General features: G+C 69.7%; 25 protein-coding genes and 1 tRNA gene. 10 read left to right on the top strand and 16 right to left on the bottom strand.

The genetic code is table 11. From position 1 onward, the window contains the following. Positions 1 to 6: 6 nt before the first annotated feature. The 3 genes from AB0K18_RS34000 to lanKC form a co-directional block, all read right to left on the bottom strand. A complete protein-coding gene (locus AB0K18_RS34000) occupies positions 7 to 129 on the bottom strand; it encodes a SapB/AmfS family lanthipeptide (RefSeq protein ID WP_345393915.1) in 123 nt (40 codons plus the stop codon). A gap of 27 nt (positions 130 to 156) precedes the next feature. Further along, a complete protein-coding gene (locus AB0K18_RS33995; RefSeq protein ID WP_345393918.1) occupies positions 157 to 288 on the bottom strand; it encodes a hypothetical protein in 132 nt (43 codons plus the stop codon). Positions 289 to 370: 82 nt separating this feature from the next. Next, positions 371 to 2,983 carry a class III lanthionine synthetase LanKC gene (gene lanKC / locus AB0K18_RS33990; protein ID WP_364922675.1) on the bottom strand — a complete coding sequence of 871 codons (2,613 nt, stop codon included), beginning with the start codon at positions 2,981 to 2,983 and terminating at the stop codon, positions 371 to 373. Positions 2,984 to 3,453: 470 nt separating this feature from the next. On the opposite strand from lanKC, the gene AB0K18_RS33985 reads away from it, so the two are divergent. Then, positions 3,454 to 4,161, top strand: coding sequence for a hypothetical protein (locus AB0K18_RS33985; RefSeq protein ID WP_364922673.1), 708 nt, complete (start codon positions 3,454 to 3,456; stop codon positions 4,159 to 4,161). A 178-nt stretch (positions 4,162 to 4,339) separates the two neighbouring features. On the opposite strand, the gene AB0K18_RS33980 is transcribed toward AB0K18_RS33985, so the two are convergent. The 4 genes from AB0K18_RS33980 to AB0K18_RS33965 all read right to left on the bottom strand — a co-directional run bounded on the left by AB0K18_RS33980 (position 4,340) and on the right by AB0K18_RS33965 (position 7,505). Further along, positions 4,340 to 5,431: a hypothetical protein gene (locus AB0K18_RS33980; RefSeq protein WP_364922670.1), complete on the bottom strand. Its 1,092-nt coding sequence runs from the start codon at positions 5,429 to 5,431 to the stop codon at positions 4,340 to 4,342. 364 nt (positions 5,432 to 5,795) lie between these two features. Then, positions 5,796 to 6,266: a lamin tail domain-containing protein gene (locus tag AB0K18_RS33975; RefSeq protein WP_364922667.1), complete on the bottom strand. Its 471-nt coding sequence runs from the start codon at positions 6,264 to 6,266 to the stop codon at positions 5,796 to 5,798. Positions 6,267 to 6,471: 205 nt separating this feature from the next. Continuing rightward, positions 6,472 to 6,545: transfer RNA gene (locus AB0K18_RS33970), tRNA-Pro, on the bottom strand. 66 nt (positions 6,546 to 6,611) lie between these two features. Continuing rightward, a complete protein-coding gene (locus AB0K18_RS33965; protein ID WP_355415335.1) occupies positions 6,612 to 7,505 on the bottom strand; it encodes a metallophosphoesterase in 894 nt (297 codons plus the stop codon). 79 nt (positions 7,506 to 7,584) lie between these two features. Here AB0K18_RS33965 and AB0K18_RS33960 point away from each other — a divergent pair, with 79 nt between their 5' ends. Then, the gene (locus AB0K18_RS33960; RefSeq protein WP_364922664.1) at positions 7,585 to 8,043 is read left to right on the top strand and encodes a GatB/YqeY domain-containing protein; all 459 of its coding nucleotides are present in this window, start codon (positions 7,585 to 7,587) and stop codon (positions 8,041 to 8,043) included. Positions 8,044 to 8,221: 178 nt separating this feature from the next. Here the strand turns inward: AB0K18_RS33960 and AB0K18_RS33955 are convergent, their stop codons facing one another. Further along, the gene (locus tag AB0K18_RS33955; RefSeq protein ID WP_364922662.1) at positions 8,222 to 10,516 is read right to left on the bottom strand and encodes a transglycosylase domain-containing protein; all 2,295 of its coding nucleotides are present in this window, start codon (positions 10,514 to 10,516) and stop codon (positions 8,222 to 8,224) included. A 242-nt stretch (positions 10,517 to 10,758) separates the two neighbouring features. Here AB0K18_RS33955 and AB0K18_RS33950 point away from each other — a divergent pair, with 242 nt between their 5' ends. Continuing rightward, positions 10,759 to 11,055: a WhiB family transcriptional regulator gene (locus AB0K18_RS33950; RefSeq protein ID WP_020542548.1), complete on the top strand. Its 297-nt coding sequence runs from the start codon at positions 10,759 to 10,761 to the stop codon at positions 11,053 to 11,055. 48 nt (positions 11,056 to 11,103) lie between these two features. Here AB0K18_RS33950 and AB0K18_RS33945 read toward each other — a convergent pair whose 3' ends face one another. Beyond that, on the bottom strand, positions 11,104 to 12,231 hold the full coding sequence (locus AB0K18_RS33945) for an ArsA family ATPase (protein ID WP_364922659.1): 1,128 nt from the start codon (positions 12,229 to 12,231) through the stop codon (positions 11,104 to 11,106). Continuing rightward, positions 12,228 to 13,229, bottom strand: a complete 1,002-nt coding sequence (locus AB0K18_RS33940) for an ArsA-related P-loop ATPase (protein ID WP_364922656.1) — start codon at positions 13,227 to 13,229, stop codon at positions 12,228 to 12,230. The genes AB0K18_RS33945 and AB0K18_RS33940 overlap by 4 nt, the downstream gene beginning before the upstream one ends. 76 nt (positions 13,230 to 13,305) lie before the next feature. Here AB0K18_RS33940 and AB0K18_RS33935 point away from each other — a divergent pair, with 76 nt between their 5' ends. Genes AB0K18_RS33935 through AB0K18_RS33920 form a run of 4 tightly spaced genes read left to right on the top strand, consistent with a single transcriptional unit; the run spans position 13,306 to position 15,554 of the window. Then, complete coding sequence (locus AB0K18_RS33935; protein WP_345393967.1) at positions 13,306 to 13,461, top strand: hypothetical protein; 156 nt, start codon at positions 13,306 to 13,308, stop codon at positions 13,459 to 13,461. After that, positions 13,458 to 13,916: a RidA family protein gene (locus AB0K18_RS33930; RefSeq protein WP_364922654.1), complete on the top strand. Its 459-nt coding sequence runs from the start codon at positions 13,458 to 13,460 to the stop codon at positions 13,914 to 13,916. The genes AB0K18_RS33935 and AB0K18_RS33930 overlap by 4 nt, the downstream gene beginning before the upstream one ends. Before the next feature lie 55 nt (positions 13,917 to 13,971). Continuing rightward, positions 13,972 to 14,766 carry an NUDIX hydrolase gene (locus AB0K18_RS33925; RefSeq protein ID WP_364922892.1) on the top strand — a complete coding sequence of 265 codons (795 nt, stop codon included), beginning with the start codon at positions 13,972 to 13,974 and terminating at the stop codon, positions 14,764 to 14,766. Then, positions 14,763 to 15,554, top strand: a complete 792-nt coding sequence (locus tag AB0K18_RS33920) for an MBL fold metallo-hydrolase (RefSeq protein ID WP_364922652.1) — start codon at positions 14,763 to 14,765, stop codon at positions 15,552 to 15,554. The genes AB0K18_RS33925 and AB0K18_RS33920 overlap by 4 nt, the downstream gene beginning before the upstream one ends. On the opposite strand, the gene AB0K18_RS33915 is transcribed toward AB0K18_RS33920, so the two are convergent. Together AB0K18_RS33915 and AB0K18_RS33910 are read right to left on the bottom strand one after the other, a co-directional pair. Further along, the gene (locus AB0K18_RS33915; protein WP_364368145.1) at positions 15,536 to 16,216 is read right to left on the bottom strand and encodes a Crp/Fnr family transcriptional regulator; all 681 of its coding nucleotides are present in this window, start codon (positions 16,214 to 16,216) and stop codon (positions 15,536 to 15,538) included. The genes AB0K18_RS33920 and AB0K18_RS33915 overlap by 19 nt on opposite strands. Before the next feature lie 171 nt (positions 16,217 to 16,387). Continuing rightward, entirely contained in the window at positions 16,388 to 16,831 is a 444-nt protein-coding gene (locus AB0K18_RS33910; protein ID WP_345393976.1) for a hypothetical protein, read from the bottom strand. An 87-nt stretch (positions 16,832 to 16,918) separates the two neighbouring features. Between AB0K18_RS33910 and nth the strand changes: the two genes are divergently transcribed. Together nth and AB0K18_RS33900 are read left to right on the top strand one after the other, a co-directional pair. Next, positions 16,919 to 17,638 carry an endonuclease III gene (nth, locus tag AB0K18_RS33905; protein ID WP_364922649.1) on the top strand — a complete coding sequence of 240 codons (720 nt, stop codon included), beginning with the start codon at positions 16,919 to 16,921 and terminating at the stop codon, positions 17,636 to 17,638. Between the two features lie 39 nt (positions 17,639 to 17,677). Beyond that, complete coding sequence (locus AB0K18_RS33900; protein ID WP_364922647.1) at positions 17,678 to 18,325, top strand: CoA pyrophosphatase; 648 nt, start codon at positions 17,678 to 17,680, stop codon at positions 18,323 to 18,325. Between the two features lie 72 nt (positions 18,326 to 18,397). On the opposite strand, the gene AB0K18_RS33895 is transcribed toward AB0K18_RS33900, so the two are convergent. Continuing rightward, positions 18,398 to 18,910: a HEAT repeat domain-containing protein gene (locus AB0K18_RS33895; RefSeq protein ID WP_355415355.1), complete on the bottom strand. Its 513-nt coding sequence runs from the start codon at positions 18,908 to 18,910 to the stop codon at positions 18,398 to 18,400. Positions 18,911 to 18,992: 82 nt separating this feature from the next. Here AB0K18_RS33895 and AB0K18_RS33890 point away from each other — a divergent pair, with 82 nt between their 5' ends. Then, positions 18,993 to 20,183 (top strand): MarP family serine protease, encoded by a 1,191-nt coding sequence (locus tag AB0K18_RS33890; RefSeq protein WP_355415357.1) that lies wholly within the window; start codon positions 18,993 to 18,995, stop codon positions 20,181 to 20,183. On the opposite strand, the gene AB0K18_RS33885 is transcribed toward AB0K18_RS33890, so the two are convergent. The 3 genes from AB0K18_RS33885 to AB0K18_RS33875 are packed head-to-tail and all read right to left on the bottom strand — an operon-like array spanning position 20,180 to position 21,973. Beyond that, on the bottom strand, positions 20,180 to 20,623 hold the full coding sequence (locus tag AB0K18_RS33885) for a DUF309 domain-containing protein (protein WP_364922643.1): 444 nt from the start codon (positions 20,621 to 20,623) through the stop codon (positions 20,180 to 20,182). The genes AB0K18_RS33890 and AB0K18_RS33885 overlap by 4 nt on opposite strands. Next, a complete protein-coding gene (locus AB0K18_RS33880) occupies positions 20,620 to 21,540 on the bottom strand; it encodes an alpha/beta hydrolase (RefSeq protein WP_364922640.1) in 921 nt (306 codons plus the stop codon). The genes AB0K18_RS33885 and AB0K18_RS33880 overlap by 4 nt, the downstream gene beginning before the upstream one ends. Continuing rightward, the gene (locus tag AB0K18_RS33875; protein ID WP_345393991.1) at positions 21,530 to 21,973 is read right to left on the bottom strand and encodes a phage holin family protein; all 444 of its coding nucleotides are present in this window, start codon (positions 21,971 to 21,973) and stop codon (positions 21,530 to 21,532) included. The genes AB0K18_RS33880 and AB0K18_RS33875 overlap by 11 nt, the downstream gene beginning before the upstream one ends. Positions 21,974 to 22,027 lie beyond the last annotated feature (54 nt).

Genomic DNA, 22,027 nt, shown 5'->3' with positions numbered 1-22,027 from the left:
CCGGGCTCAGCAGAAGGCCCAGCTGGCGTTGCTGAAGCAGAGGGACAGGCTCGCCGAGCTCGGCTGGGCCATGCCGCGCTCGGCGTTCTGCTCGGCGCGGATGCCCTGGAGGTTCAGGATGTACGACATGTCGGCTTTCTCCTTTCGGGGTGAGGTTCAGCAGCCGACGAGGGTCCAGCCACTGACGCACAGCGACGGGCTGAGGGAGCTGGGACCCAGCGGCTCGTAGTCGCCGTTGGCCCGGTCGGCCGCGACGGTGCGGCTCTGCAGGTCGAGGATGAACGACATGGTGGGGTTTCCTTTCTGGTGATATGCGGGACCGATCAGAAGGCCGCACGGCCTTCCGCCGGTTGGGGCCGGTCTTCGTCTCTCAGCCGGTCTCGCGGCTGGAGAAGGGGTGGAGGAAGGGAAGCAGGGGCAGGCCCGGGTCGCGCAGGGTGGCCAGGGCGTGCAGGACGCCGGCGCTTCCGGTGGCGAAGTCCATGGACAGCCGCATGAGCTGGTCGCCGGGGAAGGCGATCTCGCCCTTGAGCCCCACCATGTGCAGGCGCAGGCGGTCGCGCTTGGTCGCGATCAGCTCGTCGATGCGGTCGGTGTCCTGGTAGAGGCGGCGGATGTGGCGGAGGAAGCCCATCTGACCGGCCGTGCCGTAGAACATCATCGGGCAGATGTGGAACTCCGCGTGCGCGGCGCGGCGCAGCCGGTCCATGGCCGTCGACAGCTCGTCGGTACGCCGGTGCCGCAGCAACTCGCTCAGCGCCAGTCCGATGCCGGTCGAGCCCACGCCGATGTAGGGCATGGTCCGCCAGCCCTCGTTGACGTACAGCACGTCGTTGTCCTCGAAGAGCGTGCAGCAGTCCAGCTCGTAGCCGATGGCGCGCTCGGCGAGGTCGAGGAAGGCCGAGTCGCCGGTGTCCTCGAAGAGCCGGACGAACAGCAGGGCCTGGCCCGAGGCTCCGTGCATCAGTCCCGCCCTGCGGTGCCTGCCGTCCTCGCCCTGGGCCATGGGCGGCTGGTTCGTCAGCCGGTCCGCGATCTCCTGAGCGTTCTTCAGCGCCGCGTCCCGCAGGCCCTGATCGTCCAGCTTGGCGGCGAAGTAGAGCTGGTTGAGCGCCACCCCGCTGAGCCCGCTGAGCAGCTCGTCGGCGAGCGTCACCCGGCCGGCCTTGTCGATCAGGTCGAGGACCTCCAGCGCGGCGTCCCTGTGGCCGATCTCCTCGAACGTGTACGCGATGCCGTGCAGGCCGTCGTAGAAGCCCAGGCGGTGCAGGCCCTTGTGGTTGCGCAGCCGGTCGAGCAGCCACTGCTCGTGCTCCTCGTTCCGGCCGTGGCCGGACTTCGCCATCGCGTACAGGACGCCTGCGGCGCCGTAGGCGAAGCCGTAGCCGTCGAGCTTGAACTGCTCGACGTCGCCGGGGAAGAGCCGGTCCTCGCGGTCGGGGGTGGCGCTGGCCCACAGGGCACGGGCGATCGACGCCTCGATGGCCGGCCAGTCGCGCTCCGCGCCGTCGTGCCCGCCGATGAGGGCGCTGCTGCGCGCCATCTGCTCCTCGGTCCCCGCCCAGTCCGACGGGCCGAGGTCGAGCAGTTCGAGCACGCGCTCGCCCCAGCCGGCCGGCATGGGGAACCGGCTCTCGACGAACTCGACCAGCGCGGCGGCCCGTGTGGTGTCGAGGGTGAACAGGACGGTGAGCGGGACGAAGGGCGCGATCTTGAGGCAGCCGAGCGCGTACCGGTCCGCCGCGAGTGCCTCGCGTGTGTCCGGCGGCACGAAGCCCGGCGCGCCCATGCCGATCCGCTGCTCCTGATCCACGTAGGTGGCCAGCTCGAAGTCGACCAGCCGCACCCGGCCGTCCTCGGTGATCATGATGTTGTTCGGGTGCAGGTCGCCGAAGGCGATGCCGCGCTCGTGCAGCGTCGCCACCACCTCTTCGAGCTGGTCCGCCATGTCCACGGCCCACTCGGTGAACTCGCGCATGTCCTCGTCGGTGACGCCCGCCTTGATCAGCGGGGTCCGCGCCACCATGCGCTTGTTGAGCGTGACGCCGTCGACCAGCTCCTGCACCAGGAAGTGGTGCTCCCAGAGCTCGAAGTAGTCGTAGCAGTCGACGACCGCCTCCACGTCGGCGAGCTGCTTGAGGAACTCGTACTCCCGCTTGAGCCGGCTCACCGCGTCGCGGCCCACCTGGTCGAGGCCGGCGCCGGGGCGGGCCTCTTTGAGCACCACCTGCCTGCCGGTGGCCTTCTCGACCGCGACGTAGATCCCGCCGCCGTTCGAGAAATGCAGGGCGGACTCGATCTCGTACGGGAAGTCGGACGGCGGCTCGCCATTCTTGCGGTCCTCGAGGAACGCGTGCAGGAATGGCGGGGGCTCCACCCAGTCGGGCACGTAGAAGACCGGGTCGCGCTTGTCGACCACCAGCTCGCCGTCGGGCGTCTCGATGGCCATGGCGGGCTCGCCGAGGTCGTTACGGGTGAACCGCTCGACGAACCCTCCGTAGCGCAGGTAGAGCGGCCCGTCCTTCCAGCGCAGGTCACTCAGGATGTACGGCCCGCCGAGCCCCTGCAGCTTCGGGTCCAGGTCGTCCAGAATCTTCTCCAGCTGGACGTCGTCGGCCGGGTAGATGGTGATGAACTTCCCGCTGCCGCCGCGGTCGGCGTACTTCAGGTTGCGGCCGATGAACGCCGCCTCGCTGGTCAGAAACTTGAACGAGATCTTCTGCTCGATACAGTAATCGGCGGTGATGTCGAGCACCTGCTGCGCAGTTTCGCGATTTGCCGAAATATGAATTTTCCAGCCCTGCGCGGGAAACTTCGACGATTCGCACATGTAGTTGTACCAGGGGCCTTTGCGGGCGGTGATCCAGCCGTCGGGGGCCGGGCTCTCCGCCTGCCGGTAACCTGCCTGCGCGGTCTCCCACTTGGCCGGCTCCTCATAGAAGAGCCGGTCGGCGAAACAGTATTCGAAGTACTGCAGTTTCATCCCAGCGCCTCCCGCACCGATGTTCCTGGGTACAGGTCAAAACGATAAGCAAGCCGGAAGGCTTGTCCAATCACCCAGCGTGAGGAATGGCGGTCGTACGGACCTGCCGGGCGCTTGTCGGCTGGGCTGGAGCGCGACGCGGTGAGAATATGGAAAGTCACGCTCCGTGAAAGTTCTCTGGCATTTTCTACTGGCGTCTGGCCATACGCCTCGGTGGACGTTATGGTCGATGGTTTAAACGGGCATGAACACGGAGCGTGTCAGCGCCCCGGAGAAAAAGTCGAGAAAAAAGGCTATTTTGATGCGTCGCGAAAGAATGAAAAAGTAATAACGGCGACAAATGGCCGCCCATGACTTCGGTCATGCCCGCCCGGCCGGTCAACATGACCTCTCCGTGCCGCACGACGGATACCGCGGCCGGGTGCAGTGGATCTACGTTCTGAAATGTCACGTCGAGCGGAGGAGGCCGCATGGACCGGACCCGCGTCCAGAACCAAGAGCCCGCGGACCCCACTGCGGCACGACTGCCGTGGGCGGGCATCGTGGTCTCCGCCGTCGGCTTCCTCGTCATGATCGCCATCGCCTGGACGCTGTGGGACTCCCTCCCGGAGACCATCGTGACCCGCGAGGCCACCGAGACCCGCTCCGGCGTCACCGTGCCGCGCGTCGTCATGGCCTTCGCCCTGCCCGGCGTGCTGGTCGTGGTCGGTGCGATCATGACCATCTCGACGGTCATCGGCGGCCGCATGCGCCACTACGTCGACCCCCGGCTCGTCGCCTCGCCGGGCTCCCAGACGCGATCGATGAACGTGCTCTTCGTCGTCCTGCCCCTGCTGCTGGTGACCCTCCAGGCCGGCCTGCTGTCCAGGGCGGCCGGCCACGAGTTCCCGCTGGAGCGCGCGGTGGGGGTGGCGATCGGGATCATGCTGATCGGCATGGGCAACGTCCTGCCGAAGATCAGCCCGTCCCGCATGCCGGACGGCCCCGACGGCGCCCTGGCCCTGGCCTGGCAGCGCTCACAGCGCGCGGGCGGCCTGGGCCTGATGCTGCTGGGCGCGATCTGCGCCGTGGGCTCCTTCTTCTTCCCGCCGATCCTCCTGGTGATGGGCTCGGCCCTGCTCGTGGTGGCGGTCTACGTCCTGATGATCCTCCTCACGGTCTTCCGCACACGCCGGTAGCGAGCCTTCTCGGCGTGGCTGAAGGGCGGTCTCGGTGGAGTGCAGGACGAGGATGGCCTGCACGGTCGCGGTCGTGTGACGAGGGCGGCAGCGCTGCTTGGTCAACATCTTCCCGGCCTTGAGGGGTGGCGACGGCGCGGTCGCCGAGTGCCAGGGCCTTGGCGTGGAGCCCATTGACTCATTCCGGGTGCGGCAGGTTCCACAGGTGGAGAACGGTCTGGTCCTTGGAGACCGTGTACCAGGCGGCCTGCCCCGCTGACCGGGGAGCGCCCGAAACAGGGAAGGGGTAGGCGACCTGGCCGCGCAGGGCCATCGTGCGTGGGTCGACAAGCCAGTGGCGGGGGTCCTCCGCGTAGTCCTCGGTGCCGACCACGGCGGTGTCGTCATAGGGGAACGCCGCCGCCTCGTAGTCCCACCGAACGCGGTCGTCGGCCGAACTTGGGGGAAGGGGCACGGCTTCGTCGGACTCCAGATGCCGTAGTTCGATGCCGTCCTTCGCCCGGCGCAGATAGAGGGTCCACTGCCCCAGGTCCGTGGTCAGGAAGTGCTCCCCGGACGGGCTCACGGCGAGGAGGACCTCCTCGCCGAACCGCTGGACGGTGAGGTTCGCGCCGTCCCAGTGGCCCCACAGCACGGGCGAGTTCTCCTCGCCTTCGCCGACCGTCAGCCCCATGTACGCCGGGTTCGGATGGGGGAAGTGGATGGAGCCCGATCCCACGGTCATCGTCTCGGCGCGGGTCAGCACCGTGCCGTCGGCGGGGTCGAGGATCAGCCATTCCTCGTTGACGCCGCGTACCGCGTGGTTGCGGATGTGGGCCCAGAGGAGCTTGCCGTCTGACGAGAAGGCCGCCGAGCCGCTGTCGGCGTGGCCGTGGTGGTAGTCGTCGGCGTACTCGGAGAACGAGGCATGGGCCTTGGTGCACACGGCGGCGGACCAACAACCGTGCCGGATCTCCCACCGCACCGTGCCGGTCGAATCCACGGCTCGCAGCGCGTGCACGCCGGCGAACACGGCGAGATCACCGGTGGGAGAGACCGCCAACGAGCCGTACCGGCGGGGCCAGGGCGCGGGGAAGCGGACCTCCATCCCCTCCCCGTCCAGGTCGCGGACGGCCAGCTCGGTGTCCCCACGCTGCACCAGCAGCCTGCGCCCAGGCCAGTGCAGCACGTGTGGACCGTCCGCCGACGCGGGGTCAAGCGGAGCGGCGGCGGTGGCCACGAGATGAGCGGCGAACTGGTTGGAACCCCCGTGGATGGGATCGTTTGGCACAGTCGCATGGTTTCACACGCCTCGATGGTGCGGGTGGCCTGAAGTCGCTACCGTGCCGCCCTGCCGTTGTCACATCGCACCCTGAATCACGTGGCCCAGGCGCCCGCTCGTGGCGTACCAGGACCTCGACAGGGCCCGCGTCATCATGGCCACCTGCACAGGAACCCGCTGCGCACGGACACCCGTCACCACGATCAGAACGACGGCAGCGGCCTCGCGGTGAGTCTGGACACCTGATCCCGCCCCGCGATCATCTGGTCGGACACCAGAGGCGAACTTGACAGGAACTGCTCATCACATCCCCTTGATCCTTTCCCGACCAGCGGGAACGTGGGCCGGACCTGGGCCTGTGCCCCTTACGGACTCAGCAGATCTTGTAGTCCTGCCGTGAGGAGTTGTACGAGCAGGAGTCAATCAGCTTCCCCGCCGCGTTCCGCAGGTAGGCGGTGTCCGTGGCCTGGTTCCAGATATAGGCCAGCGTCCCCCCGCTCCTGCCCCAGTAACGGGTGGTGCCGGTGTCCCTGCCCTTCCCGGTGCGCAGAGTGACCGTCTTACCGGGCTTCAGGGTGAACGTCCCGAACGTGTAGATGTGATCCTGCCGCCGCGTCGCATCGCGCACGGTCCAGCCCCGCAGGTTGACGGCCTTCTTCGTCATGTTCCTGACCTGCACGTACTCGCCGTTGAGGCTGCCGTTCCCGCCGTTGTCCGGCGACCCGGGCGAGTCATAGTAGATCTTGGTGATCTGTACGGCGGGCGCGGCGGCGTACGCGGGCTGCGCGACGGCGACGACGGACGCGGCTAACAGGGCAGCGGTCAGCAGAGATCGGCTACGCACGGGGACGCCTCCTGAGTGGTGAGACTTATCGCGAAAGATCCTATGGAGGATCATGAGCCGATCTTGGACCGTTCCGTATCGGTTTGGTGTCCCACGCACAGCCTGACGCGGAGTCAACGAGCACGAGGGATCGTAGCCACGCGGTTCGTCACCCGGAGAACGAGAAAGGCCGCTTCCGATGATCGAAAGCGGCCTTCTAACTGGGTCGGGGTGGCGGGATTTGAACCCACGACCTCTTCGTCCCGAACGAAGCGCGCTGCCAAGCTGCGCTACACCCCGGTCGCACGCCCGTCTTGCGCGTGCTTCTGAAAGTCTAGCGGACTTCCAAGGTGCTTGTGACCGCCTTTATCTGCGGGGCACCAGCGTCAGCAGGGTCGCCTCGGGGAAGCAGGCGAAGCGGGCCGGGGCGTACGGCGAGGTGCCGAGGCCGGCCGACACGTGGAGCCAGGCCGAGTCGTGGCGGCTGAGGCCCTTGACGCGGGCGCGGTCGATGCCGCAGTTGGTGACCAGAGCGCCGTAGAACGGGACGCAGAGCTGGCCGCCGTGGGTGTGGCCGGCCAGCAGGAGCTGGTAGCCGTCGGCGGCGAAGCGGGTCATGTTGCGCGGCTCGGGCGAGTGCATGACGCCGAGGCGGAGGTCGGCGTCGGCGGGCGCGGGGCCGGCCACGACGTCGTAGCGGTCGCGGTTGATGTGGCTGTCGTGGATGCCGGCCACGGCCACGTCGAGGTCGCCCACCTTGATGCGGGCGGTGGTGTTGTTCATGTCGAGCCAGCCCTCGGCCGCCATGCCGGCCCCGAGCTCCTCCCAGGGCAGGTTGGGGGTGTGCTGGCGGCGGTCGTTCTTGGAGGTGCGCCAGAGGTAGCGGGCCGGGTTCTTCGGCTGGGGGGCGTAGAGGTCGTTGGAGCCGTACACGAACAGGCCGGGACGCGACAGCAGCGGCTCGAGCGCGTGCAGGAGCGCGGGGACGGCCTCGGGGTGGGCGATGGAGTCGCCGGTGTTGACCACGAGGTCGGGCTCCAGGGCCCCGAGCGAGCGCACCCAGTTGATGAGCATGGTGCGGCGCGGCGTCAGGTGCAGGTCGGACAGGTGGAGCACGCGTACGGGACGCCGCCCCCGCTCCAGCACCGGCACGTCGAAGCGGCGCAGCCGGAACCAGTTGCGCTCGACGACGGACGCGTAGCCCAGCCCGGCAAGGCCGAGACCGAGCAGGGACAGGGGCACTGCGGCGGCTTTCCTCACCTCTTCATGATGCCCGAGATCCGGCACGGGAAGTCCGGATGGCGTCGGGGTGGTCCGCGCAGGCGGCAAGATAAAGCGCATGAGCGCTTTGAAGGACAAGCTGAAGGCCGATCTGACGGCCTCGCTGAAGAGCAAGGACGAGGTACGCCTCCGTACGGTCCGCATGGCCCTGGCCGCGATCAACGTCGAGGAGGTCGCGGGCAAGGAGGCCAGAGAGCTGACCGACGACGAGGTCATCAAGGTCCTGACCCGGGAGGCGAAGAAGCGGCGCGAGGCCGCCGAGGCGTTCGGCAACGCCGGGCGCAAGGAGCAGGCCGAGGCCGAGCTGGCAGAGCAGGCGGTGCTGGAGGATTACCTTCCCGCGCAGCTGTCCGACGAGGAGCTCGGCGCGCTGGTCGACGAGGCCATCGCCGAGACGGGCGCCTCGGGGCCGCAGGCCATGGGGCAGGTCATGAAGGCGGTCAACCCGAAGGTGGCCGGCCGCGCCGAGGGCGGCAGGGTGGCCGCCCAGGTACGCGCCCGCCTCGCCGCCAAGTAGGCAGCCGGGTAAGCCCGCTCGCCGCCGCGGAAGCAGGTCGCGGCGTCGGGGCCGCTTCACGCAGCGCGGGCCCCAGCGCCTCCCTGCGTCGCGATGGGCCGCCGAGTGGCATCCGAGGGCATCTGAGGCCTCCTCCCTCCTGGGCGGAGGCCTCAGGACGTCTCAGAGGCCCTGGACGTCAGCGGCCGGGCGTGATGAGCGGGCCGATGTCGCCGCCGCGCCCGAAGGGGCCGCCCCGCCGGTCGTCGCCACCGCCGCGCCCGCGGTCGGGCCCGTCGCCGAGCTGGTCACCGAACCGATCGCCGAAGCGGTCGCCGCCGTCGCGGTCGAAGATGTCGAACGGGTTCCCCCCGTCGCCCTTCTTCTTTTTCTTCGGCTTGGGCGCGCAGTTGTCGGTGCACCCGCCGAACCGCGACCGGTCGACCGACTTGAACTTGGTCGGCTCGACCCCCTTGAGCGCCTCCAGCATGGAGTCCTTCCAGATGCGCCCGGAGATCGACGAGCCGTACACGTAGGGGTAGTAGCGGCCGCCGATGGTGATGCCGATCAGCTTGTGCGCGGAGGTGCCGCGCGGGTCGCCCAGGCTGACGGCGGAGGCGAGGTTGGGGGTGTAGCCGGAGAACCAGGCCGACATGTAGTTGTCGGTGGTGCCGGTCTTGCCCGCCGCGTCGCGCCCGATGCCGCCGACGTCGGTCATCGTGCCCTTGGTGAACACCCCGGACAGGATGCCGCTGACCGCGTCGGCGACCTCCTCCTCAAGGACCTGGGAGCACTTCGGCTTGTACTGCTTGGCCTTGCCGTTCCTGTCCTTGATCTCGGTGATGGCGAGCGGCTTGCAGTATTTGCCGCGGGCGGCGAAGACGGCGTAGGAGTTGGCGATGGTGACGGGGTCGACCTCGTTGACGCCGAGCGTGAACGTCTCGACCTCCGACAGCTTCTGCCCGTCGGCCCGCGCGACGCCGAGCTTCTTCGCCATCTTGACGACGTCGCAGAGCCCGACCTTCTCCTGCAGCTTGATGAAGAACGTGTTGACCGAGCCCCAGGTGCCGGACTCGAGCGTCTTGAAGCCGCCGCCGCCCTCGCTGGAGTTGCGCACGGTGTGGGACGGGTCGCCGACGTTCTGGCCCTTGCAGTTCTTGAACGAGCTGTAGCCGCTGGCCTTGTAGCCGGCCGGCGAGGGGAAGCCGTCGCCGTACTTGAGTCCCTCCTCCAGGGCGGCGGCCAGGGTGTAGACCTTGGCCGTCGAGCCCTGCTGGAACCCGCGGCCGCCGCCGTGGGCGGCGTCGGCCACGATGTTGTAGCTCATCTCGTTCTTCTTCTTGCTGCGGCCGAACTTGCGCGAGGCGGCCATGGCCTTGATCTCGCCGGTGCCGGGGACGACCATCGCCTGCGAGGCGACGGGCTTGTCCTTGGAGCTGACGTACCTCTTGATCGCCTTCTCGGCGGCCGCCTGCATCTTGGTGTCGAGCGTGGTCTTGATCCGCAGGCCGCCGCGCTGGAGCAGCTTCCTGCGCTCCTCCTGGTTCTTGCCGAAGTCCTCGTTGTTGAGGATCTCGTACTGGACGTAGAGGCAGAAGTACGGATATCTGCTGGCCTCGCAGCCTCCGGGCGCCTTGATGTCCTTGAAGCCCAGCTTCTTCGCCTTGGCCGCCGCCGCCTCCTGCGGGGTGATCTTCTTGAGCTGGGCCATGCGGTCGAGCACGGTGTTGCGCCGCTCCAGCAGGCGCTGCCGCGACTCGGGGCCGACGTTGGGGTCGGTGCGCGCGGGGTTCTGGACGGCGCCGGCGAGCGTGGCGGCCTCGACCAGGTTGAGCTTGGAGGCCGGCTTGTCGAAGAAGCGCTTGGCGGCGGCCTGGACGCCGTGGGCGCCCGCGCCGAAGTAGGCGATGTTGAGGTATTTCTCCAGGATCTGGTCCTTGGAGTACTTCTCCTCGACCGCCATGGCGTAGCGCAGCTCCGACAGCTTGCGCGAGATCGTGGGCGCGATGGCCGCCGCCTGCTCCTCCGGCGTCTCGGCCGCGTTGACCAGCACCTGCTTGACGTACTGCTGGGTGATGGACGAACCACCCTGCGTGACGCCGCCGCTGGTCACATTCTTCAGCAGCGCTCTTGCCGTTCCTTCCACATCGATCGGCCCGTGCTGGTAGAAACGGAAGTCCTCGATCGCGATCAGAGCGGTCCGCATGATCGGGGCGACCTCGTCGAGGCTGACGGACTGCCGGTTCTCGAAGTAGAACTGCGCGATCTTCTTGCCGTCCGCGTCGAAGAGTTCGGTGCGTTCAGGCAGGGGAGGCTCGTCGAGGTCCTCGGGCTTGAGGTTGAGCCCCTCGACGGCGGTCTTGGTCGACATGCCCGCTCCACCCACCGCCGGCAAAGCCACGGCGGCGGCGAGCACCCCGGCGGCCGAGCCCGCGATGAGGAGTCGCAGGACACTGAGGATGGGGTTGGAACGACGTTTGCCCTGGGCTTGCACGCCTACAAGGGTACGTCGAAAGACAGACCGAATCGGTAGACCGACACCATTTCGCCTTGACTGACGGGGGTGACTAGTCATTCCCGGTCAAGATGGCCGCGAGAAATTGGTCCTCTGGGGTCTGTCGGCCCGAACGTCTGGTTGCGTACGTTCTCCCTGCGGCAACTGAATACGGAGGCTCGGCGCCCGCGCCCGTCGGCCCCAAATGACGACTGACCACCTAAGGGGAGTGGGGTCGAAAAATGTGGATCACGGATTGGACCTCCCGTGCCGCCTGTAAGGGTGCGGATCCGGATGCCCTGTTCGTGCAGGGCGCCGCGCAGAACAGGGCGAAGCTGATCTGCCGGGGTTGCCCGGTCCGCACCGAGTGCCTCGCCGATGCGCTGGACAACCGCATCGAGTTCGGGGTCTGGGGCGGTATGACCGAACGGGAACGTCGCGCGCTGCTTCGACGGCGGCCCGACGTGGACTCGTGGCGAGAGCTGCTCGAGTCCGCCAAGGAAGAGTACGAACGCACCAATGAGCTGATCGCCGGCTGACCCCAGCCAGGCGACCGCGTACGGCCGGCGCCGCCGCCGGCCGTACTTCTATGCGGTGGCCAGCAGGGTCCCGATCTGACGCAGACCCGTCAGGTCGTGGACGTCCTCGGACATGGCGCGGACCTGCACCACGGGCACCGTGGGGTGGGCCGAGACGAAATGCTCCTGCTCGCGGTTCTCGCGGGCGGCGAGTTGCATTCGCCCGGCGTGCAGCCGCAGCACGGCCGCGGTGAGCTCGTGCTCGCCCCTCGACTCCAAGTCCTCCGCGGCGGCGGCGCTGCGGGCGGCGGAGAGCCCGGACGCGGGCGAGACATGCACCCGGTTGACCACCAGGCCGGCCAGGGGCATGCGCTCCTCGGCGAGGCGCTCCACGAAGTAGGAGGCCTCGCGCATCGCGTCCCGCTCGGGCGCGGCCACCACGAGGAAGGCCGTGCCGGGCGCCTGCAGCAGCCGGTACGTCGTCTCGGCCCGCTGCCTGAACCCGCCGAAGACGGCGTCGAGCGCGGACACGAACGTCTGCAGGTCCTTGATCACCTGCGCGCCCAGGAGCTTGGTCATCGCTCCGGCCATCAACCCGAACCCGGCGTTGAGCAGTCGGAACGCGCTGCGTCCTCCGGCCTTGGCAGGCGCGGTCAGCAGCCGGATGAACCGGCCGTCGAGGAAGCGGCCGAGCCGTTCAGGCGCGTCGAGGAAGTCGAGCGCCGAGCGGGACGGCGGCGTGTCGACGATGATCAGGTCCCACTCGTCGGAGCGGCGCAGCTGCCCGAGCTTCTCCATCGCCATGTACTCCTGCGTGCCGGAGAAGCTGGAGGACAGCGACTGGTAGAAGGGGTTCGACAGGATCTGGCGGGCCCGCTCCGGATCGGCGTGCGCCTCGATGATCTCGTCGAACGTACGCTTCATGTCGAGCATCATCGCGTAGAGCTGGCCGCCGCCCTCGGGCGAGCTGACCAGGCGCGGGGTGTTGTCCAGCTCGGTCAAGCCCATCGACTGCGCGAGCCGCCTGGCCGGGTCGACGGTCAGCACGACCACGCACCGGCCGCGCTCGGCGGCCCGCAGGCCGAGCGCCGCCGCGGTCGTGGTCTTGCCCACGCCGCCGGCGCCGCAGCAGACGATGATCCTGGTGCCCCGGTCGTCGAGGATCGCGTCGACGTCGAGTGCCGGCGGCTTCTTCACGCTGCTCCCTGGGTGCGCATGCTCTCTGCCAGCTCGTACAGGCCGGCCAGATCGACGCCGTCGGCGAGCAGCGGCAGTTCGTAGCCGGTCAGCCCGGCGCCGGCCAGCGTCTCGCGTTCTGCGCGCTCCAGCTCGGTGCGGTGGGCGTGCTCGACGACCTCGTCGGCGAGCGCCTTGGCCAGCTCGGCGGCCTGGGCGCCGTCGGCGACCCCCGCGGCCTTGAGGCCGAGCGTCAGCTCGTCGGGGTCGAAGCGGCCCTTGACAGCCGTGTCAAGGGCGGCCTGGGGCAGCTGGGACTCGCGCACCATGTTGACGAAGACGCCGCCCGCGGGCAGCCCGGCGGCGCGCAGCTCGGAGATGCCGTCGAGGGTCTCCTGGACCGGCATCTCCTCCAGCAGCGTGACGAAGTGCACGGCCGTCTCGGGGGACTTCACGACGCCGCTGACGAGGTCGGAGTGGTTCTTGATGGGGCCGACCTTGGCCAGGCCGGCGACCTCCTGGGTGACGTTCAGGAAGCGCGTGATGCGGCCGGTGGGCGGCGCGTCCATGACGACGGCGTCGTAGATGCGGCGGCCGTTCTTGCCGCGCCTGCGTACGGCCTCGCTGGTCTTGCCCGTGACGAGCACGTCGCGGAAGCCGGGTGCCACGGTGGTGGCGAAGTCGACTATGCCCATCTTGGTCAGCGCCCGGCCGGCCCTGCGCATGCCGTAGAACATCTCCATGTACTCGAGCATGGCCTCTTCGGGGTCGATGGCCAGCGCGTAGACGTCGCCGCCCGAGGGGGCGACGGCGATCTTGCGCTCCTCGTACGGCAGCGGCGGCAGGTCGAAGACCTGGGCGATGCCCTGCCTGCCCTCGACCTCCACGAGCAGCACCTTGCGGCCGCCGGCGGCCAGCGCGAGCGCGAGGGCGGCGGCGACGGTCGTCTTGCCGGTGCCGCCCTTGCCGGTGACGACATGGAGACGTACGTCGGCCCAATCCGTGTCCGGAGAGTCCACGATTCGAGGCTACCGAACGGTCACTTGTCGAAAGCCGACGACCACCGTTTGAGATTGCTCACAATAAGCTGCCGTCATGAAGAAGTGGGAGTACCTGACAGCACCCGTGCTGATCCACAACACCAAGATGATTCTCGACAACTTCGGCGCCGACGGCTGGGAACTCGTCCAGATCGTGCAGGGCCAGACGCCCGAGCAGCTCGTCGCCTACTTCAAGCGGGAGAAGCAGTGACGCCTGAGCAGAAGATCGAGGAGCTCGGTTACACGCTGCCGCCGCCCGTCACGCCGGTCGGCTCCTACGTCCCCACCACGCGCACCGGCGATCTGGTCTACACCTCGGGCCAGGTGCCGATGCTGGAGGGCAAGCTGCACCAGACCGGCAAGCTCGGCGTCGACCTCGGCGTGGACGAGGGCAAGGCGCAGGCCCGCGTCTGCGTGCTCAACGCGCTGGCCGCGATCAAGGCCGAGCTGGGCGAGCTGTCGCGGGTGCGGCGGATCGTGAAGGTCGTGGTGTTCGTGGCGAGCGCGCCCGACTTCGTGCAGCAGCCGCAGGTGGCCAACGGCGCCAGCGACCTGCTCGCGGAGGTGTTCGGCGAGGCCGGCAGGCACGCGCGCAGCGCGGTGGGCGTGGCGGCGCTGCCGCTGGACGCGCCGGTGGAGGTGGAGCTGATCGCCGAAGTCGGCTGAATGGGCATATGTCACCATGACCGAGTGAAGTTCTAGAGGAGGTCATGTGACCGGATTGCTGCTTCCAGCCGAACTCGCCGCCCGGGCCCGGGACGTCCTGGCCGGGCGGGTCAAGCCGGTCCAGGCGCGGGACGCCGCCACGGTGGTGCTCCTGCGCCCGGGGCCCGAGGTCTACCTGCTGCGGCGCAAGGCCACCATGGCCTTCGCCGCCGGCGCGTACGTCTTCCCCGGCGGCTCCGTCGACGTCCGCGACACCGACCACGACGTCGCCTGGGCCGGTCCTTCGCCCGCCGAGTGGGCCGCGGTCCTGCACGCCGACGAGGCGGTGGCGCGCGGGCTGGTGTGCGCGGCGGTACGCGAGACGTTCGAGGAGTCGGGCGTGCTGCTGGCCGGTCAAGGACCTCACGACGTGGTGGCCGACACGACGGGCGACGACTGGGAGGCCGACCGGCTCGCGCTGATCGACCACGCACTCGGCTTCGCCGAGTTCCTGGCCAGGCGAGGACTGGTGCTGCGGACCGACCTGCTCAAGGCGTGGGCGCACTGGATCACGCCGGAGGTCGAGACCAGGCGGTTCGACACGCGGTTCTTCGTCGCGGTGCTGCCCGAGGGGCAGCGCACCCGCGACGTGGGCGGCGAGGCCGACCAGGTCGTCTGGCGGCAGCCGGCCGAGGCGCTCGACCTCGCGCACCGGGGGGAGATCTTCCTGATGCCGCCGACGTACCGGACGCTGAGCGAGCTGGCCGGCTGCGCGGACGTGGCGGAGGTGCTGGCCACGCCGCGCGACATCGTGACCGTCATGCCGAAGGCGGTCGAGATCGACGGCGAGATGCGGCTGGTGGTGTCGTGAGCGGCCTGCACATCCCGCTCGGCACGCCTGACGGCTCCCGCACCGAGCACGCCGAGAACCTGCTCGCGCCCAACCCGTCGGCGATGACGCTCGACGGCACCAACACGTGGGTGATCGGCGCGGGCGAGGACGTGGTCGTGGTCGATCCTGGGCCGGACGACGAGGGACATCTGAGCCGCGTACGCGACCATTTGGGCGAGCGGCGGATCACCGCGATCCTGCTCTCGCACGGCCACTTCGACCACAGCGGCGGCGCGAAGAGGTTCGCCGGGATGGTGAACGCGCCCGTCCGCGCCCTCGACCCCCGCCACCGGCTCGGCGACGAGGGGCTCGCCGACGGCGACGTGGTGACCGTCGGAGACCTGGAGATCCGCGTCTACGGCACCCCTGGCCACTCGTTCGACTCGCTGTGCTTCTGGCTGCCCGCCGACCGCGCGATGCTGACCGGCGACACCGTGCTCGGCAGGGGCACCACGATCATCGCCCGCGACGGCGGGCTGGCCGACTATCTGCGCAGCCTCGACAAGCTGAGGGCCGCCGCCGAGAGCATGGAGGCGCGGGCGCTGCTGCCGGGCCACGGCCCCGTGCTGCCCGACCCGATCGCCGCGCTCGACGGCTACATCGCCCACCGCAGACAGCGCCTCGACCAGATCAGGGCGGCCCGCGAGCAGGGCGCGCGCACGCCGCGCCAGATCGTCAAGATCGTGTACGCCGACGTCGACCGTTCGCTCTGGCCGGCCGCCGAGATGTCGGTGGCCGCCCAGCTCGACTACCTCGACCGGTTGTAGAGGCGGTCCATGTCGAGGATGACCACGGCCTTGGCCTCGATGCGCAGCCAGCCGCGCCCGGCGAAGTCGGCGAGTGCCTTGTTGACCGTCTCGCGGGAGGCGCCGACGAGCTGCGCCAGCTCCTCCTGGGTGAGGTCGTGGTGCACCCGCAGGCCGTCGTCGGTCTTGGTGCCGAACCGCTCGGCGAGGTCGAGCAGCTGCTTGGCCACCCGCCCAGGCACGTCGGTGAACACCAGGTCGGCCAGCACGTCGTTGGTGCGGCGCAGCCGCTGCGCGAGCGCGCGCAGCAGGTGGAGCGCCACCTCGGGGCGGCCGGTCAGCCAGGGCCGCAGGTCGTCGTGGCCGAGCCCGGCCAGGCGGACCTCGGTCAGCGCCGTGGCCGTGGCCGTGCGGGGCCGCGGGTCGAACAGCGACAGCTCGCCGAACATCTCGCTCGGCCCGAGCACGCTGAGCAGGTTTTCCCGCCCGTCGGGCGAGGTGCGGGAGAGCTTGATCTTGCCTTCCAGCACGACGTAGAGCCGGTCGCCGGTCTCGTTCTCGTGGAAGAGCGTCTGTCCCTTGGACAGCTGGACTTCGGTGATGCTCGTGCGAAGCGCCGCGGCGCTCTCGCGGTCGAGCGCGGCGAACAGGGGGGCCTTGCCCAGCACATCTTCGGTGTTCACTCTGCCTCCTCTGCTGCCATTGTGACTCACCCCACTCCAGGCGTGCGTACACAGGTTAGGGGAACGCCGGAGTGGTCGGGTCTTGCCCGGACATGTCGAGTCCGGGAGGGACCAGGAGGGAAAGGTACATGACGTCCGTTCCCGTATCGTGACCGGCACCACCTTTGAAGCTCAACCCGCCTTGTGCAAGAGGTCGTCCACCGACGCCACCGCCGCCGCGACGGACCTGCTGAGCAGCACCCTGAGCACGTCTCCCGAGGTGGGACGGCTCGCGGGGTCGGGTCTGCGGCACTGCGCGACCGCGATCCGCAGGGCGGGCGGGAGCACGGTCGTGTCGCCGTCCTCCGAGCCGGTGGCGGCGAAGACGACCAGGTCGGCCCACGCGCGTACGTCGTCGGCGTGGGCGGGCGGCCCGGACGTACGCCAGCCGATGAGCACCTGACCGCCGGGGCCGAGCGCCACGCTCTCCTTGCCGAGCCGCAGCCCGGTCGCGCCCCGGGCGTGCAGCTTCGCCACCGCCGCCACCGTGCCGACCGCGAACCGGTGCAACGCCTGCCCGCGCAGCGGCCCGCCCTGCCCGACGAACTCCGCCAGCCTCGCTCCCTGCTCCCTCATCCCAGGACCCCCTTCTCGCGCCTGCTGGTTGTACGCGGAAAACCGGTCATGGGTTCAACCGTTCGCGGGAGCTTCTACAGTTGCGGCATGGCGACGAAAGCGGGGCGCAAACCGGAGACCCAGCTTGCCCTGGTCCGGCGGGCGCGCAAGATGAACCGCATCCTCGCGGAGACCTACCCCGACGCCCACTGCGAGCTCGACTTCACCAACCCCCTGGAGCTGCTGGTCGCGACCATCCTGTCCGCGCAGTGCACGGACAAGCGGGTCAACATGGTGACCCCCACCCTCTTCGCGAAATATCCGACGGTGGAGGACTACGCCGCCGCGGACCCGTCGGAGATGGAGGAGATCATCCGCTCCACGGGCTTCTTCCGCGCCAAGACCAACAGCATCATCGGCATGGCGCAGGCCGTCGGCGAGCGTTACGGCGGCGAGGTGCCCGGCAAGCTGAAAGACCTGGTCACGCTGCCCGGCGTGGGCCGCAAGACGGCCAACGTCGTGCTCGGCAACGCCTTCGACGTGCCCGGCCTGACCGTCGACACCCACTTCCAGCGCCTCGTACGCCGCTTCGGCTGGACCGAGGAGACCGACCCGGTCAAGATCGAGCACGTCGTGGGCCGGTTGCTGCCCAGGCGCGAGTGGACGATCTTCTCCCACCGGGTGATCTGGCACGGCCGCCGCATCTGCCACGCCCGCCGGCCGGCCTGCGGGGTGTGCCCGCTCGCCGCGCTCTGCCCCTCCTACGGCACCGGCCCCACCGACCCCGCCCAGGCGGACAAGCTCGTTAGGCCAGGCCCCTTCTCCTGAGAAGGGAAGTGAACGACGCCACCGCGTGTTGGAGGATGCGTGACCCGAGTGCCCGAATGGCTGGAGAAACTGGCGACACAAGCGCAGCTGATCAGCGTCCCCCTTCCCCTCCGGCCGGTCGACGGGCGTGGGCGGGCCGCCGCGGTGCTCATGCTGTTCGGCGAGGGGCCCAACGGTCCTGACGTGCTGCTCATCCAGCGCAGCACCCGCGGGCGCAGGCATGCGGGCCAGCCCGCCTTCCCGGGCGGCGGCGTCGATCCCGAGGACGCGGGGCCGATCGAGGCCGCGCTGCGCGAAGCCGAGGAGGAGACCGGCGCCGACCCGCGCGGGGTGCACGTCATCTGCACGATGCCCGAGCTCTACCTGACCTACAGCGACAACCGCGTCACGCCGGTCATCGCCTGGTGGCGCGAGCCGTCGGCGGTCCACGCGGCCTCACCCGACGAGGTCGACTCCGTCGAGCGGGTGCCGATCGCCGAGCTGGTCGATCCGGCCAACCGCGTCATGCTCCGCCATCCCCGTGGCGACACGGCGGGGCCCGCGTTCCGGGTGCGGGGGATGCTGGTGTGGGGGTTCACCGCGATGGTGCTCGACACCGTGCTGCGCGAGGGCGGGCTGGAGCTTTCGTGGGACGCGACGCGCGTGGAGGAGCTGCCGCCCGAGGTGGTCAGGCTCAGCGCGCGTTAGGCGCCCGGCCTGAGCGGGTCAGGTTCAGCGCGCGTCAGGCGTCCGGCCTGAGCGGGTCAGGTTCAGCGCGCGTCAGGCGCCCGATCTGAGCGCCACGCCGAGCGCTGCCCAGCCGGCCACGTCGGCGTCGTCGTCGGCCGCGAGCGCGCGCAGCGTCTCCAGCCCCGCCCGGTCGGGCGGGTCGCCGAGCACGTGCTGCAACGCGTACGCGGCGCCGTACCGCACCCTGGGGTCGTCGTGCGCTGCGAGATCGATCACCGACGGGAGCGAGCGCGGGTCGGCCAGGTGGCCGAAGGCGATGAGCACCGAGTAGAGCACCATCGCGTCGTCCTCGCTGGCCGCGAGATAGCGCAGCACCGGCAGCGTACGGTCGACGAAGGGCCGCAACATGCCCATGATGTCGACGCCCAGCAGCCGCTCGGTCACGCTGTCGGCGGCGCACAGCCGGCGTGCCTCGATGAACGACTCCAGGTCGCCCCGCTCGCGCAGCAACGAGATCACGTGCCAGCGCAGGGCCCCGTCAGGATCGCTGTCGCGCAGAGCTGCCTGGATGAGGTCGCGCACTGCTGTCTCGTCCGGCGGCATGAAGCTCAAGATAGTCAGCAGGGTGACGCCGTCCTGATCGAAGACGTGCACACTTGACCCTATCGCTGGTTACCTTTGAAGCGTGCGCGGTGATCTGCTTGACCTCATTCTGATCGGCCTCGTGATCGCCTTCGGCGTCTCGGGTTACCGGCAGGGCTTCATCATCGGTGCGATGAGTTTCGTGGGGTTCGTGGGCGGCGCCGTGCTGGGGGTGTTCATCGCCCCGCCGATCTCGAAGTCCCTCGTCGACGGTGACACGCCGCAGGCGCTGCTGGCCATCGTGATCGTGTTCCTGGCGGCGACGATCGGACAGTTCGCCTCATCGACCTTGGGCGCTGTCGTCCGCAGCCACGTCACGTGGGAGCCCGCCAAGGTGGCCGACGCGGTCGGCGGCACGTTCGCCAGCGCGCTGTCGGTGCTGGTCATCGCCTGGCTGATCGGCTCGCTGATCGTCTCCACGTCCTTCGCCCCGCTCGTCGACCAGGTCAAGAACTCCGCGCTGCTGACCACCGTCGACGAAGCCATCCCGCAGGCCGCGCGCAACTGGCAGCAGCCGTTCAAGAAGTTCATCGACCGCTCGGAGTTCCCGCCGGTCTTCGACGCGATCGGCGCCGGGCAGCTCATCGACGTGCAGCCGCCCGACCAGAGCGTGCTGCAGGGCGCCGAGCTGCGGCGGGCCCGCCGCGCGATCGTCAAGGTGCAGGGCAACGCCGAGAGCTGCAACAAGCACATCGAAGGCACCGGCTTCGTCTACGCGCCCGGCCGCATCATGACCAACGCCCACGTCGTGGCCGGTGTCACGCGCGGCCTGGAGGTCATCGACGCCGCCGACAACCGCCACGCCGCCACCGTCGTCCGCTACAACCCGCGCCGCGACATCGCCATCCTCCACGTGCCCGGGCTCGACCTGCCGCAGCTGGCCTTCGACGGCGACGGCTCGCGCGGCGACAGCGCCATCGTCGCCGGCTTCCCCAAGGGGAAAGGCTTCACCGCCGAGCCCGCCCGCATCGGCGGCCAGCTGGAGGCCGAGGGCCCCGACATCTACCGCGACACCACGGTCAGGCGGAAGGTCTACGTCATCCGCGGCCAGGTGCTGCCCGGCAACTCGGGCGGCCCGCTGCTCACTCCCGAGGGCAAGGTCTACGGCGTGATCTTCGCCGCCGCGATCAACGAGGAGCAGACCGGCTACGTGCTGACGGCCGAGGAGGTCGCCCCCGACGCGGCGGCCGGCCGTAACGACACCGCGCCCGCCAGCACCCGCAAGTGCGACTAGCGGGGCAGACCGGCCAGGATCAGCGCGATGGCCTCGGCGGGGTCGCTGTCCTGGGTCAGACCTGAGGCGGCCTTGCCGACCGCGTCATAAGCGCCGCCGTACGACTGCGCCTTGGCCGCGCCCCTGCTGAACAACGTCACCGCGCCGCGCCCGTTGCCCCGCTGCAGGTGCGTCAGCCCGACGCAGATCTGCGCCAGACCCTGCCACAGCTCGCGCTCGTCGTCGGGCGCGCACTTCCAGCGGCCCTCGAACACCTCGTGCGCGTTGAACGGCAGGCCCTCCTCAAGGAAGCGGCGGCCGTCGGCGAGCGCCTGCTCGGTGGTGGGGGCGTAGTCGTCGGGGACGCGCGGCATGCCGGGCGAGCCATAGGGGAGCGGCCGGCCGTACGCGTCTCGCGGCCTGGCGTTACGCGGCCTGCCTTCGGGATCGCGGTCTCTCATCGGTCGGGCTCCGGGTCGTTGAGCCAGCCGAGCACCTCGGTGTCGAACACGTCGGGGATCTCCTCGTGGGGGAAGTGGCCGGCGCCCTCCAGCAGCCGCCACCGGTAGGGGGCCGCCACGTAGCGGCTCGAACCCTGCGCCGTGCGCGGCAGCACGCTCGGGTCGAGCGCGCCGTGCAGCTGCAGCGTGGGGGCCTCGACCTCGGTGCGCATGGTGCGCGCGTAGCGCCGCCCGTCGGGGCGCAGCTGGGAGCGGCCGAACCAGCGGTGGTATTCCAGCGCGCAGTGCGCCACGGCGGGAATGCGGAACGCCTCCCGGTACGTACGCGACTCCGCGGGCTCCGGCCAGCCCGGCCGCGACCACGCGTCGAGCAGCCGCCCCACCAGCGCCGCGTCGTGCCGGGTGAGCTGGCGCTCGGGCAGCAGCGGAAGCTGGAAGCCGATGCGCCGCCCGCTGGCTTTGAGCTGCCCGAACGGGTCGGTGACCAGCGCGCTGCGCAGCCGCAGCGGATGGGGGGCCGAGACGACGACGAGGCGGCGTACGCACTTGGCGTCGAGCACGGCCATCGTCCAGGCCAGCAGCCCGCCCCAGTCGTGGCCCACCACGATCGCGCCGGTCTCGCCGAGCGCCCTGATCAGCCCCGTCGCGTCGGCCGCCAGCGTCGGCAGGTCGTAGCCGCGCGGCGGCTTGTCGCTGCCGCCATAGCCTCGCAGGTCGACCGCGACCGCGCGGTAGCCGGCGTTCGCCAGCGACACGAGCTGGTGCCGCCACGTCCACCAGAACTGCGGGAACCCGTGCAGCAGCAGCACCAGCGGGCCCTCGCCGGCCTCGACGACGTGGAAACGCGTGCCGCCCGCGTGCACCGCCCGGTGGGTCCACGGGCCCTCGATGTGGACGGCCGTCTCGTCAGGTGCCATCGCGGGTCACCGGCTCGCGATCGGGGGCGGGCGTCGGCAGCCGCTCCTGCTCGTCGGGCGTGGCGATCTCCTTCAGCCCTTTGATCGACCGTGCGGTCCGCTTCATCCCGGCCAGCCCCTTCAGCCTGCGCACCCCGAACAGCACCGCGAGGCCCGCCACCAGCAGGTAGAACACCGTCACGATGAGGAACGCCAGCCAGTTGGGCAGCACCTGGGCCAGCGCGTACGCGATCGTGAACGAGGCGAGGATCAGGCACAGGTGCGCCATGAACGCCGCGGCGGCGAACATCCCCACCGCCGTGCCCACCCGTTTGGCGTCGAACCTGAACTCGGCCTTGGCCAGCTCGATCTCCGAGCGGATCAAGGCCGAGATGTGACTGCTCGCCTGGGCGACCAGCGAGCCCAGGGATTCTTCCTCGGGAGTCTGCGGCATGAACGTCTCCTATCGAGGCCGGGTGGCCGTGTCAAACATCATCCAGCGCGACGC

The sequence above is a fragment of the Nonomuraea sp. NPDC049421 genome (assembly GCF_040677005.1).
GTDB lineage: Bacteria > Actinomycetota > Actinomycetes > Streptosporangiales > Streptosporangiaceae > Nonomuraea > Nonomuraea salmonea.
Note: the sequence above shows the minus strand (reverse complement) of the source record. Positions and strands in the feature narration are given on the sequence as shown.

Excerpts from the sequence above, each read along its gene's own strand:
- AB0K18_RS34000 (WP_345393915.1), bottom strand. The coding sequence starts at position 129 with ATGTCGTACATCCTGAACCTCCAGGGCATCCGCGCCGAGCAGAACGCC.
- AB0K18_RS33950 (WP_020542548.1), top strand. The coding sequence starts at position 10,759 with ATGTGGATCACGGATTGGACCTCCCGTGCCGCCTGTAAGGGTGCGGAT.
- AB0K18_RS33910 (WP_345393976.1), bottom strand. The coding sequence starts at position 16,831 with ATGAGGGAGCAGGGAGCGAGGCTGGCGGAGTTCGTCGGGCAGGGCGGG.
- AB0K18_RS33875 (WP_345393991.1), bottom strand. The coding sequence starts at position 21,973 with ATGCCGCAGACTCCCGAGGAAGAATCCCTGGGCTCGCTGGTCGCCCAG.
- AB0K18_RS33895 (WP_355415355.1), bottom strand. The coding sequence starts at position 18,910 with ATGCCGCCGGACGAGACAGCAGTGCGCGACCTCATCCAGGCAGCTCTG.
- AB0K18_RS33960 (WP_364922664.1), top strand. The coding sequence starts at position 7,585 with ATGAGCGCTTTGAAGGACAAGCTGAAGGCCGATCTGACGGCCTCGCTG.
- AB0K18_RS33880 (WP_364922640.1), bottom strand. The coding sequence starts at position 21,540 with ATGGCACCTGACGAGACGGCCGTCCACATCGAGGGCCCGTGGACCCAC.
- lanKC (WP_364922675.1), bottom strand. The coding sequence starts at position 2,983 with ATGAAACTGCAGTACTTCGAATACTGTTTCGCCGACCGGCTCTTCTAT.
- AB0K18_RS33995 (WP_345393918.1), bottom strand. The coding sequence starts at position 288 with ATGTCGTTCATCCTCGACCTGCAGAGCCGCACCGTCGCGGCCGACCGG.
- AB0K18_RS33985 (WP_364922673.1), top strand. The coding sequence starts at position 3,454 with ATGGACCGGACCCGCGTCCAGAACCAAGAGCCCGCGGACCCCACTGCG.
- nth (WP_364922649.1), top strand. The coding sequence starts at position 16,919 with ATGGCGACGAAAGCGGGGCGCAAACCGGAGACCCAGCTTGCCCTGGTC.
- AB0K18_RS33885 (WP_364922643.1), bottom strand. The coding sequence starts at position 20,623 with ATGAGAGACCGCGATCCCGAAGGCAGGCCGCGTAACGCCAGGCCGCGA.
- AB0K18_RS33935 (WP_345393967.1), top strand. The coding sequence starts at position 13,306 with ATGAAGAAGTGGGAGTACCTGACAGCACCCGTGCTGATCCACAACACC.